This is a genomic window from Escherichia sp. HH091_1A (assembly GCF_030295175.1).
Taxonomy (GTDB): domain Bacteria; phylum Pseudomonadota; class Gammaproteobacteria; order Enterobacterales; family Enterobacteriaceae; genus Escherichia; species Escherichia coli_F.
This window is the reverse complement of record NZ_AP025747.1, coordinates 3753026-3766664: the sequence shown is the minus strand read 5'-3', so window position 1 is coordinate 3766664 and position 13639 is coordinate 3753026. Positions and strand designations below refer to the sequence as shown.

Below are 13639 nucleotides of genomic sequence, written 5' to 3'. Positions count from 1 at the left end.
TAACACACCTTTAAACAAGACAATCAAAATAGCCCGTTGCGTAATGCGTGTTCCAGGCTAATCCCGGGAAACCAATTAATATCTTCAGAAATACGGTTATTACTTGCTGACCAGTCGGTGTGGGTTAATTCACGGATTTTCGAGCGGGTCAGCATAGGTTCTTTACCTGCCAGGCGACTCAACGCGGTACTGATATCCGCAAGGCAGGTGAGTACCGACAGAGGAATACCAACCATTCGAACGGAACCGCAACGGGCGTCGGCGGCAAGTTGCTGTACGCGTTGCCAGTCATAGCCGCCGGCGACGCCATCGCATAATTCATAGGTTTGTGTCTGTACAGTTTCGGCGCTTAACCACTGCCCCACGGCTTGCGCGAAATCGGTGACGTGCAGGAAAGAGAGCTGTGTATCTGGCGCACCAAGTCGTGGCAGCAGGCCGCGCAGCATCCAGCCAAACAGCGGTTTTAACTCTTTATCGCCGGGACCATACACGGCTGTCGGGCGAAAAATGCCCAGCGTAATTTCGTCAGCCATTGCGGTCAGTCGTTGTTCGGCGACGTGTTTGGAATTTGCGTACCAGGAGAGTTCGGGATGGCGCGCCGCCAGCGAAGAGATAAACAGAAAACGTTGGCAAAAGCCGCTCTCTTTTGCCGCTTGCATCAGGCGCAGGCTGCCGTCAACGTTACAGCGGGTAAAAATCTCTTCTTTGTGTCCGCGCACTTGCCCGGCGCAATGGACCACCGCGCTGGCTCCGGCAACCAGTTCCCTAAGCGAATGTGTATCTTCCAGCGAACCGCGCACCCAGATGAGATTATCATTGACGTGAGCGCGGGCAGTACGCGTCAATGCGCGAACGTGAAAGCCGCGGGCGAGCAGGTTATCGATAATATATTTACCGATAAACCCGGTAGCGCCCGTCACCGCGACAGTTTGATTCATGCCATGGATTCCTGCACATGAAGGCTTGCAGCATAACGTTTTTTCGCTTCCGCACGGGCAGGCTTGCCGGAGGACGTTCGGGGAATACTGTGGGGCGGCAACAGATCGATAGCCGCTGTTACGCCAAATTCGCTTTGGATCCGTGCTGCCAGTGCGTGGATAAGCTGCCCACGACGTTCTTCGTCGCTGATCCTACACTGGATCTGCAAAATGATTTTTTCCTGGGCGGTAACAAAAGCAATCGCATCGCCAGAATGAATTTCCGGTTCCTGTTCCGCAATATATTCAATATCCTGCGGCCAGATATTACGGCCACGAATAATAATCAGATCTTTAATGCGCCCGGTGACATACAGATAACCGTCCAGCAGATAACCGAGGTCGCCGGTATCTAACCAGCCCGTCGCGGCAATCTCGTCTTGCGAAACCTGGTCGCCAAAGTAACCGCTCATCAGGCTGGGGCCGGAGATGCAAATATGGCCTACCACACGTTCCGCGACCGGCATACCTGCTTCATTGCGGATTTCAATGCCATGTTCCGGCAACGCTTTACCGCAGTTGACGAAAGTCGATACGGCGCGTGTTTCAGCACCCGGCGCGACGGCTTTGCCCTGATATTCAAGGATGTCGCGATCCACTTCGTTAACCACAACCCCGGAGGCTTCATCAGAGAAGCTGACAGCCAGCGCATTTTCTGCCAGTCCGTAGCACGGCATGAAAGTTTTATCGTCAAAGTTAACCTGACGGAAACATTCAGCGAATTGATGGAGTTGTTCTGCGGAGATCGGCTCAGCACCAATACCAGCAACGCGCCAGCAGGAAAGATCCAGTTCAGCGAGATCTTTTTCATTCACGCGGCGCTGGCACAATTCATAGCCAAACGGCGGCGCAACGGAAACGGTGCCGCGATTTTTACTGATCAATTTAAGCCATTGCAGAGGACGCATGGCAAAATCCTGAGTGCGCAAATAATCTACTGAGAGCTGCGTGGCGACGGGGGTCAGGAGAAAGCCGACCAGTCCCATATCATGGTAGAAAGGCAGCCAGGAGACGCAGCGGTCGCCAGGGCGTAATTTAATGCCATCGTGGCTTATAGCACGTAGATTAGCCATCACTTCGCGATGGGTGATAATGACGCCACGGGGAAAACGGGTGCTGCCGGAGGTGTACTGGAGGTAGGCGATATCGTTCGGAACTGGACGCTGGAGTACAACATCGGCTTCCGGTAATGCCTTAAACCAGGCGTGGCTTAAAACATGTAATTCGGGGTTGTTATGCGTAGCAGCATTGACCAGTGGCAACCACTCATCACCAGTGATAATGGCTGCGGGCTGGCAACTAGCCAGTAAACCTTGCAGTTTAGCGCTCCAGGAATCCCGCTGACCGACGCCCATTGGAATCGCTAACGGGACGGCGACTAAGCCGGCATACTGGCAGGCAAAAAAAGCCTCTACAAACCCGCTACTCGTTTCGGCAATCAGCGCCACGCGATCGCCTTTTTTCAGATTTAGTGATAACAACCGCTTCGCACCAGCTTCGGCACACGCTTTTAACGTCTGATATTCCAGTTGATCTTCAAGTTGGCAACGTCTGTCATAAAAATTCATTCCGGCGCTACTCAGAGCGGCGTAGTCCAAAGCATCAACCAGCGTTGGAAAATCGGCATAGCGCATAGGTAGGGAATGCGTAAAGATGTTATTAGACATATACACCACGAAAAAAATTGGATATCAGAAATAAAATGACAATAATGCGGTGGATTATATAGGCATAAAAGATAAATGAGATAGTATTTTCATCGGTGCGATATTGAACATTGATTTAAATAATAGGTTTGGCTTTGTTGTTTTTATTGTGAATTATATTTAATTTATGAATATATTAAGAAGAAGCCTTGTTTGGTTGCCTTAAATCGACAAAAGGCATTGAGGCGCTTCTGTGTAGTCTCTGACCTTATCTTAATTATTAATAAATACTATTTATTCTTTGTTTGTATTCTTTGGGTTGATTATTAAGATGCCGTTCGTTGCTGTTGCAATCTGTTTGTCACCGTTAATTATTTGTTATCCACAGAGATATGGAATGCGATCTGCTGATGATTAAAATTGAAAAAGTAATTAATAAAAATGACCTTAAGGCATTTATCGCTTTTCCGTCATCACTTTATCCCGATGATCCAAACTGGATACCCCCTTTGTTCATTGAACGCAGCGAGCATTTGTCGGCGAAGAATCCGGGGACGGACCATATTATCTGGCAGGCGTGGGTAGCAAAAAAAGCGGGGCAGATAGTCGGGCGGATTACCGCGCAAATCGATACCTTGCACCGCGAGCGTTACGGTGACGATACCGGTCATTTCGGCATGATTGACGCCATTGATGATCCGCAGGTTTTTGCCGCGTTGTTTGGCGCAGCGGAAGCGTGGTTGAAGTCACAAGGTGCAAGTAAGATCAGCGGGCCTTTCAGCCTGAATATCAATCAGGAAAGCGGATTACTGATTGAAGGTTTCGACACTCCGCCCTGTGCGATGATGCCGCACGGTAAACCGTGGTATGCCGCGCATATTGAACAATTGGGTTATCACAAAGGTATTGATTTACTGGCGTGGTGGATGCAACGAACCGATCTAACTTTCTCTCCGGCGCTAAAAAAACTGATGGATCAGGTACGCAAAAAGGTGACCATTCGTTGCATCAATCGTCAGCGGTTTGCTGAAGAGATGCAGATCCTGCGTGAGATTTTCAACTCTGGCTGGCAGCACAACTGGGGATTTGTGCCGTTTACCGAACATGAATTCGCTACCATGGGCGATCAACTAAAGTATCTGGTACCGGACGATATGATCTACGTCGCCGAGATTGATTCTGCTCCCTGCGCGTTTATAGTCGGCTTGCCGAACATCAACGAGGCGATTGCCGATCTGAACGGAGCGCTCTTTCCCTTCGGCTGGGCAAAATTGCTGTGGCGCTTAAAAGTCAGCGGTGTGCGAACTGCGCGAGTGCCGCTGATGGGCGTGCGTGACGAGTATCAGTTCAGCCGCATCGGCCCGGTGATTGCGCTGTTATTGATTGAAGCCTTACGCGATCCGTTTGCTCGCCGGAAGATCGATGCGCTGGAAATGTCATGGATCCTCGAAACCAATACAGGCATGAATAACATGCTGGAACGCATTGGAGCGGAGCCGTACAAGCGTTACCGATTGTATGAAAAGCAGATTTGATGGCAGTCACCCCTGCTTCATCTCCAGTGGCACCGCCGAGCGAATCAAATGGTGGCCTTCCAGTTCGATATCGTGGAGATTCTTTTTCACGGTCCGCACATGATCACGTGCGGCGCGCTGGGCGACGTGCGGCAGTCGCTGCAACACCGCGTTGTAGATCCGCGCATGTTGGCGATCGATCTGCTTTTTTTGCTGTGGTCGATGGTAGAGATTATTTACGCTGGCAAACACTGAATTAAACATCAGGTCGGTCAATGATTGCAGCGTAAAAACTAGCACCTGATTGTGGGAAGCCTGACAAATGGCAAGATGGAAAGCATGATCCAGCTGCGCGTGTTCGATCAGCGAAATTTCTTTGTTGTTTTCACTGGCGGCGAGCATTTTTTCATAACAGCGGGTTATCAAAACAAAATCCGCCTGGGTTCCCAGCGTAGCTGCCAACCTTGCCGATTCGCCTTCCAGCAATGCGCGAACGTCGAGTAGATCGTATAGCGTTCGCGGCTGTGTACTGAACAGATGGATCAGCGGGCTGGTGTCCTGCACGCGATTAAGGCGTGCTACACGAGAATCGCGCCCCTGTGCTGTTTCAATAATCCCGCGTCCGCGCAGCACGGTCAGCCCTTCACGCAGTGCGGAACGCGAGAAGCCGAGCTTTTCACACAGTCGACGCTCCGAAGGAAGCGGCTGACCGACCTTCAGCACGCCGTCGATAATTAACCGTTCGATACTCTCTGCAACCACTTCGCAAATAGGGCGACGTTCATCTTTCATTCCCGGACCTCGTGCACAGGTAGGACCAATTTTTCTGTTCTTGATTCGCAAAACACGCACATCACGTAAGTGATTATGTTACATCAATTTAACATTAGTTTAACCAAAGAAAGGTCACAGAGCTGGAAAAAAAATGGTCTGACCGGTAGCTAAAGAGATAGACGAAAACGAAAAGCCCGCTTAATAACTGTTCACAGAAGCAGCGCGCAAAAATCAGCTGCCACACAACACAACAAAGCGAAGCCTACTCATGAGCATCTTGTACGAAGAGCGTCTTGATGGCGCTTTACCCGATGTCGACCGCACATCGGTACTGATGGCACTGCGTGAGCATGTCCCTGGACTGGAGATCCTGCATACCGATGAGGAGATCATTCCTTACGAGTGTGACGGGTTGAGCGCGTATCGTACGCGTCCATTACTGGTTGTTCTGCCTAAGCAGATGGAACAGGTGACGGCGATTCTCGCTGTCTGCCACCGTTTGCATGTACCGGTAGTGACCCGTGGCGCAGGCACCGGACTTTCTGGCGGTGCGCTGCCGCTGGAAAAAGGTGTGTTGTTGGTGATGGCGCGCTTTAAAGAAATCCTCGACATTAACCCCGTTGGTCGCCGTGCGCGTGTGCAGCCGGGCGTGCGTAACCTGGCGATCTCCCAGGCTGTTGCGTCGCATAATCTCTATTACGCGCCGGATCCTTCCTCACAAATCGCCTGTTCCATTGGCGGCAACGTGGCGGAAAACGCCGGGGGCGTCCACTGTCTGAAATATGGTCTGACCGTACATAACCTGCTGAAAATTGAAGTGCAAACGCTGGATGGCGAGGCACTAACGCTGGGATCGGACGCGCTGGATTCACCCGGTTTTGACCTACTGGCGCTGTTCACCGGATCGGAAGGCATGCTCGGCGTGACCACCGAAGTGACGGTAAAACTGCTGCCGAAGCCCCCTGTGGCACGAGTTCTGTTAGCCAGCTTTGACTCGGTAGAAAAAGCCGGACTTGCAGTTGGTGACATCATCGCTAATGGCATTATCCCCGGCGGGCTGGAGATGATGGATAACCTGTCGATCCGCGCGGCGGAAGATTTTATTCATGCCGGTTATCCCGTCGATGCCGAAGCAATTTTATTGTGTGAGTTGGACGGCGTGGAATCTGATGTACAGGAAGACTGCGAGCGAGTTAACGACATCTTACTGAAAGCGGGCGCGACTGACGTCCGTCTGGCGCAGGATGAAGCGGAGCGCGTGCGTTTCTGGGCCGGCCGCAAAAATGCTTTTCCGGCGGTAGGACGTATCTCCCCGGATTACTACTGCATGGACGGCACCATCCCGCGCCGCGCGTTGCCTGGCGTACTGGAAGGCATTGCCCGTTTATCGCAGCAATATGATTTACGCGTTGCCAACGTCTTTCATGCCGGAGACGGCAATATGCACCCGTTAATCCTTTTCGATGCCAACGAACCCGGTGAATTCGCCCGTGCGGAAGAATTGGGTGGGAAGATCCTTGAACTCTGTGTTGAAGTAGGCGGCAGTATCAGTGGGGAACATGGCATCGGGCGCGAAAAAATCAATCAGATGTGCGCCCAGTTCAACAGTGATGAAATTACTACCTTTCATGCAGTCAAGGCGGCGTTTGATCCTGATGGTTTGCTGAACCCTGGGAAAAACATCCCCACACTGCACCGCTGCGCTGAATTTGGTGCCATGCACGTGCATCACGGTCATTTACCTTTCCCTGAACTGGAGCGTTTCTGATGCTACGCGAGTGTGATTACAGCCAGGTACTGCTGGAGCAGGTGAATCAGGCAATTAGCGATAAAACGCCGCTGGCGATTCAGGGAAGCAATAGCAAAGCCTTTTTAGGTCGTCCTGTCATCGGGCAAACGCTGGATGTGCGTTGCCATCGCGGCATTGTTAATTACGACCCGACCGAGCTGGTGATTACCGCGCGTGCCGGAACGCCGCTGGTGGCGATTGAAGCGGCGCTGGAGAGCGCGGGGCAAATGCTCCCCTGCGAGCCACCGCATTATGGTGACGAAGCCACCTGGGGCGGTATGGTCGCCTGCGGGCTGGCAGGGCCGCGTCGCCCGTGGAGTGGTTCGGTACGCGATTTTGTCCTCGGTACGCGCATTATTACCGGCACTGGAAAACATCTGCGCTTTGGTGGCGAAGTGATGAAAAACGTTGCCGGATACGATCTCTCGCGGTTAATGGCCGGAAGCTACGGCTGTCTTGGCGTGCTCACTGAAATCTCGATGAAAGTGTTGCCGCGACCGCGCGCCACACTGAGCTTGCGTCGGGAAATAAGCCTGCAAGAAGCCATGAGTGAAATCGCCCAGTGGCAACTCCAGCCATTACCCATTAGTGGCTTATGTTACTTCGACAATGCGTTGTGGATCCGCCTTGAAGGCGGTGAAGGATCGGTAAAAGCAGCACGTGAACTGCTGGGTGGCGAAGAGGTTGCGGGTCAGTTCTGGCAGCAATTGCGTGAACAACAACTGCCGTTCTTCTTATTACCGGGCACTTTATGGCGTATTTCCTTACCCACCGATGCGCCGATGATGGATTTACCCGGCGAGCAACTGATCGACTGGGGCGGCGCGTTACGTTGGCTGAAATCGACAGCCGATGACAATCAAATCCATCGCATTGCCCGCAACGCAGGCGGTCATGCGACCCGCTTTAGTGCCGGAGATGGTGGCTTTGCCCCGCTACCGGCTCCTTTATTCCGCTATCACCAGCAGCTTAAACAGCAGCTCGACCCTTGCGGCGTGTTTAACCCCGGTCGCATGTACGCGGAACTTTAAGGAGCAGACTATGCAAACCCGGTTAACTGAAGAGATGCTTCAGAACGCACGTGCGCTGGAAGCCGACAGCATCCTGCGCGCCTGTGTTCACTGTGGGTTTTGTACTGCAACCTGCCCAACTTATCAGCTTTTGGGCGATGAACTGGACGGGCCGCGCGGGCGCATCTATCTGATTAAACAGGTGCTGGAGGGCAACGAAGTCACGCTTAAAACGCAGGAGCATCTCGATCGCTGCCTCACTTGCCGCAATTGTGAAACCACCTGTCCTTCTGGTGTGCGCTATCACAATTTGCTGGATATCGGGCGTGATATTGTCGAGCAGAAAGTGAAACGTCCATTGCCGGAGCGAATGCTGCGCGAAGGATTGCGCCAGGTTGTGCCGCGTCCGGCGGTCTTCCGTGCGCTGACGCAGGTAGGGCTGGTGCTGCGACCGTTGTTACCAGAGCAAGTCAGAGCAAAATTGCCCGCTGGAACCGTGAAAGCCAAACCGCGTCCGCCGCTGCGCCATAAGCGCCGGGTTTTAATGCTGGAAGGCTGCGCCCAGCCTACGCTTTCGCCCAATACCAACGCGGCAACTGCCCGTGTGTTGGATCGTCTGGGGATCAGCGTCATGCCAGCTAACGAAGCAGGCTGTTGTGGCGCGGTGGACTATCATCTTAATGCGCAAGAGAAAGGGTTAGCGCGGGCGCGCAATAATATTGATGCCTGGTGGCCCGCGATTGAAGCAGGTGCCGAGGCAATTTTGCAGACTGCCAGCGGCTGCGGCGCGTTTGTCAAAGAGTATGGGCAGATGCTGAAAAACGATGCGTTGTATGCCGATAAAGCGCGTCAGGTCAGTGAGCTGGCGGTCGATTTAGTCGAACTTCTGCGCGAGGAATCGCTGGAAAAACTGGCAATTCGCGGCGATAAAAAACTGGCCTTCCACTGCCCGTGTACCCTACAACATGCGCAAAAGCTGAACGGCGAAGTGGAAAAAGTGTTGCTTCGTCTTGGATTTACCTTAACGGACGTTCCCGACAGCCATCTGTGCTGCGGTTCAGCGGGAACATATGCGTTAACGCATCCCGATCTGGCACGCCAGCTGCGGGATAACAAAATGAATGCGCTGGAAAGCGGCAAACCGGAAATGATCGTCACCGCCAACATTGGTTGCCAGACGCATCTGGCGAGCGCCGGTCGTACCTCTGTGCGTCACTGGATTGAAATTGTAGAACAAGCCCTTGAAAAGGAATAACAAAATGAAAACTAAAGTCATTCTTAGCCAGCAAATGGCGAGTGCAATTATTGCCGCAGGTCAGGAAGAGGCGCAGAAAAATAACTGGTCTGTTTCCATTGCTGTTGCCGATGACGGCGGTCATCTGCTGGCGTTAAGTCGCATGGACGATTGCGCGCCGATTGCGGCTTACATCTCCCAGGAGAAAGCGCGTACCGCCGCGCTGGGGCGTCGTGAAACTAAGGGCTATGAAGAGATGGTGAACAACGGACGTACCGCGTTCGTGACTGCGCCGTTACTGACGTCGCTGGAAGGTGGCGTACCGGTTATTGTGGATGGGCAAATTATTGGTGCCGTGGGCGTTTCTGGTTTAACCGGAGCACAGGATGCGCAGGTCGCGAAAGCGGCAGCAGCGGTGTTGGCGAAATAAGCGAAAACGAGGAGATAAACAATGAGTCAAACCATAACCCAGGGCCGTTTACGCATTGACGCCGACTTTAAACGTTTTGTGGATGAAGAAGTTTTGCCTGGCGTGGAACTGGATGCTGCCGCGTTCTGGCGCAATGTTGATGAGATTGTTCACGATCTGGCGCCAGAAAATCGTCAGTTGCTGGCAGACCGCGATCGCATTCAGGCGGCGCTTGATGAGTGGCATCGCAGCAATCCGGGGCCGGTAAAAGATAAAGCGGCCTATAAATCTTTCCTGCGTGAACTGGGCTACCTGGTGCCACAGCCTGACCACGTTACGGTGGAAACCACGGGCATCGACAGCGAAATCACCAGTCAGGCGGGGCCACAGCTGGTGGTTCCGGCAATGAATGCTCGCTACGCGCTGAACGCGGCGAACGCTCGCTGGGGCTCACTGTACGATGCGTTATACGGCAGTGACATCATCCCGCAGGAAGGGGCGATGGTCAGCGGCTACGATCCGCAGCGCGGTGAGCAGGTTATCGCCTGGGTTCGGCGTTTCCTCGATGAATCTCTACCGCTGGAAAACGGCAGCTATCAGGATGTGGTGGCGTTTAAGGTGGTCGATAAACAATTACGCATCCAGTTGAAAAATGGTCAAGAAACCACGTTACGTACTCCAGCACAGTTTGTCGGTTACCGTGGCGATACTGCTGCGCCGACCTGCATTTTGCTGAAAAATAACGGCCTGCATATTGAGCTACAAATCGATGCCAACGGGCGGATTGGCAAAGACGATCCGGCGCACATCAACGATGTTATCGTCGAAGCGGCCATCAGTACCATTCTCGATTGCGAAGATTCGGTCGCGGCGGTTGATGCGGAAGATAAAATCCTGCTGTATCGCAACCTGCTGGGCCTGATGCAGGGGACTCTGCAAGAGAAAATGGAGAAGAACGGTCGGCAAATCGTGCGTAAACTGAATGACGATCGTCAGTATACCGCCGCCGATGGCTCTGAAATTTCTCTGCACGGACGTTCGCTGCTGTTTATCCGCAACGTAGGTCATTTGATGACCATTCCTGTGATTTGGGACAGCGAAGGTAATGAAATTCCGGAAGGTATTCTTGATGGCGTCATGACTGGCGCGATTGCCCTCTATGATTTAAAAGTGCAGAAAAACTCGCGTACCGGCAGCGTTTATATTGTGAAACCGAAAATGCACGGTCCACAGGAAGTGGCTTTTGCCAACAAACTGTTTACCCGCATTGAGACAATGCTTGGTATGAAACCGAATACCCTGAAAATGGGCATTATGGATGAAGAACGCCGGACCTCGCTGAACTTGCGTAGTTGTATCGCTCAGGCGAGCAACCGCGTGGCGTTTATCAATACCGGTTTCCTTGACCGTACTGGCGATGAGATGCATTCGGTGATGGAAGCGGGCCCAATGTTGCGTAAAAACCAGATGAAATCGACGCCGTGGATCAAAGCCTACGAGCGCAACAACGTGCTTTCCGGCCTGTTCTGCGGGCTGCGCGGTAAAGCGCAAATCGGTAAAGGGATGTGGGCAATGCCGGACCTGATGGCAGACATGTACAGCCAGAAGGGCGATCAGTTACGTGCCGGGGCGAACACGGCCTGGGTTCCGTCGCCAACTGCCGCTACACTCCATGCGCTGCACTACCATCAAACCAACGTACAGAGTGTGCAAGCCAACATTGCCCAGACCGAGTTCAATGCTGAATTTGAACCGCTGCTGGACGATCTGCTGACCATTCCGGTTGCTGAAAACGCTAACTGGTCGGCACAAGAGATCCAACAAGAGCTGGATAACAACGTGCAGGGGATTTTGGGTTACGTGGTGCGCTGGGTGGAGCAGGGGATTGGTTGTTCAAAAGTACCCGATATTCACAACGTGGCGCTGATGGAAGACCGTGCAACGTTGCGTATCTCCAGCCAGCATATCGCCAACTGGTTACGTCACGGTATTCTGACCAAAGATCAGGTGCATGCGTCGCTGGAGAACATGGCGAAAGTGGTGGATCAGCAAAATGCTGGCGATCCGGCATATCGTCCGATGGTCGGGAATTTCGCTAACTCGTGTGCCTTTAAAGCTGCCAGCGATTTGATCTTCCTCGGCGTGAAACAGCCAAACGGTTATACCGAACCGTTATTACACGCCTGGCGTTTACGTGAAAAAGAAAGTCATTAATAGCATCAAAAAAGCCCCGGCAAGTTTTATTGTCGGGGCTATGATAGTAACTGCGGTAGTATATTTATCCCGGAAATAACCGGAGCGATTATCAGGGTTTAACAATATTAAATACCCGTAGCGCATCACTAGCGGGACTAAAACAACATTATGGACATCTTTACGATACTCTGCGCCTGTGTGTGCGGAACAGAAACCCTTACCCGATATACTTGTTATGCCAGAGGTAGCAATTGCGTTAGCGGCGTGCTGTTGCTGTAAAGTATAACGCCTATATTTTACAGTTCAGTCCTCTTTTGCTTATTACAAACCTTAAATATATCAAGTATATAAAGATAATAAGAGACTGAACAATATGGTTACCTGGACCCAAATGTATATGCCGATGGGAGGACTGGGGCTATCCGCTCTGGTCGCCCTGATCCCGATAATATTCTTCTTCGTTGCACTCGCGGTATTACGTCTGAAAGGGCATGTTGCTGGAGCAATAACCCTTATATTATCTATCCTGATTGCGATATTCGCCTTTAAAATGCCAATTGATATGGCATTTGCTGCTGCGGGCTATGGCTTTATTTATGGATTATGGCCTATTGCGTGGATTATTGTCGCGGCGGTATTCCTGTATAAATTAACCGTTGCCAGCGGGCAGTTTGATATTATCCGCAGTTCGGTTATCTCCATCACCGACGATCAGCGTTTGCAGGTGTTACTGATTGGTTTCTCCTTTGGCGCACTGCTGGAAGGAGCGGCTGGCTTTGGCGCGCCGGTGGCGATTACAGGCGCTCTGCTGGTGGGGCTGGGCTTCAAACCGTTATATGCGGCGGGGTTGTGTCTGATTGCCAACACTGCGCCGGTGGCGTTTGGTGCCTTGGGCGTGCCGATTCTGGTCGCTGGTCAGGTAACGGGAATCGATCCGTTTGATATTGGCGCAATGGCGGGACGTCAGTTACCGTTCCTGTCGGTTCTTGTGCCATTCTGGCTGGTGGCAATGATGGACGGTTGGAAAGGGGTGAAAGAGACCTGGCCAGCGGCGCTGGTTGCAGGGGGAAGCTTCGCTGTCACGCAGTTCTTTACCTCTAACTACATTGGTCCGGAACTGCCGGATATTACTTCGGCGCTGGTGAGTATTGTCTCACTCGCTTTATTCCTTAAAGTCTGGCGGCCGAAAAATACCGAAACGGCAATCAGCATGGGGCAATCCGCAGGTGCGATGGTGGTAAATAAGCCATCTTCTGGCGGTCCCGTGCCTTCAGAATATAGTCTGGGGCAAATCATTCGTGCATGGTCACCGTTTTTAATCTTAACGGTACTGGTTACCATCTGGACGATGAAACCATTTAAAGCGTTATTTGCTCCGGGCGGTGCGTTTTATTCGCTGGTGATTAATTTCCAGATCCCTCATTTGCATCAACAAGTCTTGAAAGCGGCACCCATTGTCGCTCAGCCAACGCCAATGGATGCGGTGTTTAAATTCGACCCCCTCTCCGCTGGTGGCACCGCTATTTTTATTGCGGCGATTATCTCGATCTTCATCCTCGGCGTGGGGATCAAGAAAGGTATTGGTGTCTTTGCCGAAACGCTAATTAGTCTGAAGTGGCCGATACTGTCGATTGGCATGGTGCTGGCGTTCGCCTTCGTCACCAACTATTCCGGTATGTCCACCACGCTGGCGCTGGTGCTGGCGGGCACAGGCGTGATGTTCCCGTTCTTCTCACCGTTCCTTGGCTGGTTGGGTGTATTTCTCACGGGTTCGGATACGTCTTCTAACGCCCTGTTTGGTTCACTGCAATCAACGACGGCGCAGCAAATCAACGTCTCTGACACTCTGCTGGTGGCAGCAAACACCAGCGGTGGCGTGACCGGCAAGATGATCTCCCCGCAATCTATCGCCGTGGCCTGTGCCGCGACAGGTATGGTGGGCCGAGAATCTGAACTGTTCCGCTACACCGTGAAGCACAGTCTGATTTTTGCCAGCGTTATCGGCATTATCACCCTGCTGCAGGCGTATGTGTTTACCGGAATGTTAGTCTCGTAAATCAATAAAGCCGGATGATCGTTAATATCATCCG

At 52.3% G+C, this 13639-nt stretch carries 10 protein-coding genes; 7 read left to right on the top strand and 3 right to left on the bottom strand.

The window, feature by feature from the left end:
• Nucleotides 1-23 precede the first annotated feature (23 nt).
• A complete protein-coding gene (locus tag QUF14_RS18915; RefSeq protein WP_001077116.1) occupies nucleotides 24-938 on the bottom strand; it encodes an NAD-dependent epimerase/dehydratase family protein in 915 nt (304 codons plus the stop codon).
• On the bottom strand, nucleotides 935-2644 hold the full coding sequence (locus QUF14_RS18910; protein WP_071533191.1) for a fatty acyl-AMP ligase: 1710 nt from the start codon (nucleotides 2642-2644) through the stop codon (nucleotides 935-937). Before QUF14_RS18910 ends, QUF14_RS18915 begins: the two co-directional genes overlap by 4 nt.
• A 371-nt stretch (nucleotides 2645-3015) precedes the next feature.
• Between QUF14_RS18910 and yghO the strand changes: the two genes are divergently transcribed.
• Nucleotides 3016-4158: a protein YghO gene (gene yghO, locus QUF14_RS18905; protein WP_024212138.1), complete on the top strand. Its 1143-nt coding sequence runs from the start codon at nucleotides 3016-3018 to the stop codon at nucleotides 4156-4158.
• A 6-nt stretch (nucleotides 4159-4164) separates the two neighbouring features.
• On the opposite strand, the gene glcC is transcribed toward yghO, so the two are convergent.
• Nucleotides 4165-4929, bottom strand: a complete 765-nt coding sequence (gene glcC, locus QUF14_RS18900; RefSeq protein WP_001332920.1) for a transcriptional regulator GlcC — start codon at nucleotides 4927-4929, stop codon at nucleotides 4165-4167.
• 250 nt (nucleotides 4930-5179) lie between these two features.
• Here glcC and glcD point away from each other — a divergent pair, with 250 nt between their 5' ends.
• The 6 genes from glcD (at nucleotide 5180) to glcA (ending at nucleotide 13605) form a co-directional block, all read left to right on the top strand.
• Nucleotides 5180-6679, top strand: coding sequence for a glycolate oxidase subunit GlcD (gene glcD, locus QUF14_RS18895; RefSeq protein ID WP_000026096.1), 1500 nt, complete (start codon nucleotides 5180-5182; stop codon nucleotides 6677-6679).
• The gene (gene glcE / locus QUF14_RS18890) at nucleotides 6679-7731 is read left to right on the top strand and encodes a glycolate oxidase subunit GlcE (protein WP_000943109.1); all 1053 of its coding nucleotides are present in this window, start codon (nucleotides 6679-6681) and stop codon (nucleotides 7729-7731) included. Before glcD ends, glcE begins: the two co-directional genes overlap by 1 nt.
• A 10-nt stretch (nucleotides 7732-7741) precedes the next feature.
• The gene (gene glcF, locus QUF14_RS18885; protein ID WP_001194808.1) at nucleotides 7742-8965 is read left to right on the top strand and encodes a glycolate oxidase subunit GlcF; all 1224 of its coding nucleotides are present in this window, start codon (nucleotides 7742-7744) and stop codon (nucleotides 8963-8965) included.
• A gap of 4 nt (nucleotides 8966-8969) precedes the next feature.
• A complete protein-coding gene (locus QUF14_RS18880; protein ID WP_001352944.1) occupies nucleotides 8970-9374 on the top strand; it encodes a GlcG family protein in 405 nt (134 codons plus the stop codon).
• Between the two features lie 21 nt (nucleotides 9375-9395).
• The gene (gene glcB, locus QUF14_RS18875) at nucleotides 9396-11567 is read left to right on the top strand and encodes a malate synthase G (RefSeq protein ID WP_000084048.1); all 2172 of its coding nucleotides are present in this window, start codon (nucleotides 9396-9398) and stop codon (nucleotides 11565-11567) included.
• Between the two features lie 355 nt (nucleotides 11568-11922).
• A complete protein-coding gene (glcA, locus tag QUF14_RS18870) occupies nucleotides 11923-13605 on the top strand; it encodes a glycolate permease GlcA (protein ID WP_000259279.1) in 1683 nt (560 codons plus the stop codon).
• The last annotated feature ends 34 nt before the right edge of the window (nucleotides 13606-13639 follow it).

What these genes read in the sequence shown, in the direction of transcription:
- QUF14_RS18915 (WP_001077116.1), bottom strand. Translation starts at nt 938, where the DNA reads ATGAATCAAACTGTCGCGGTGACGGGCGCTACCGGGTTTATCGGTAAA.
- QUF14_RS18910 (WP_071533191.1), bottom strand. Translation starts at nt 2,644, where the DNA reads ATGTCTAATAACATCTTTACGCATTCCCTACCTATGCGCTATGCCGAT.
- yghO (WP_024212138.1), top strand. Translation starts at nt 3,016, where the DNA reads ATGGAATGCGATCTGCTGATGATTAAAATTGAAAAAGTAATTAATAAA.
- glcC (WP_001332920.1), bottom strand. Translation starts at nt 4,929, where the DNA reads ATGAAAGATGAACGTCGCCCTATTTGCGAAGTGGTTGCAGAGAGTATC.
- glcD (WP_000026096.1), top strand. Translation starts at nt 5,180, where the DNA reads ATGAGCATCTTGTACGAAGAGCGTCTTGATGGCGCTTTACCCGATGTC.
- glcE (WP_000943109.1), top strand. Translation starts at nt 6,679, where the DNA reads ATGCTACGCGAGTGTGATTACAGCCAGGTACTGCTGGAGCAGGTGAAT.
- glcF (WP_001194808.1), top strand. Translation starts at nt 7,742, where the DNA reads ATGCAAACCCGGTTAACTGAAGAGATGCTTCAGAACGCACGTGCGCTG.
- QUF14_RS18880 (WP_001352944.1), top strand. Translation starts at nt 8,970, where the DNA reads ATGAAAACTAAAGTCATTCTTAGCCAGCAAATGGCGAGTGCAATTATT.
- glcB (WP_000084048.1), top strand. Translation starts at nt 9,396, where the DNA reads ATGAGTCAAACCATAACCCAGGGCCGTTTACGCATTGACGCCGACTTT.
- glcA (WP_000259279.1), top strand. Translation starts at nt 11,923, where the DNA reads ATGGTTACCTGGACCCAAATGTATATGCCGATGGGAGGACTGGGGCTA.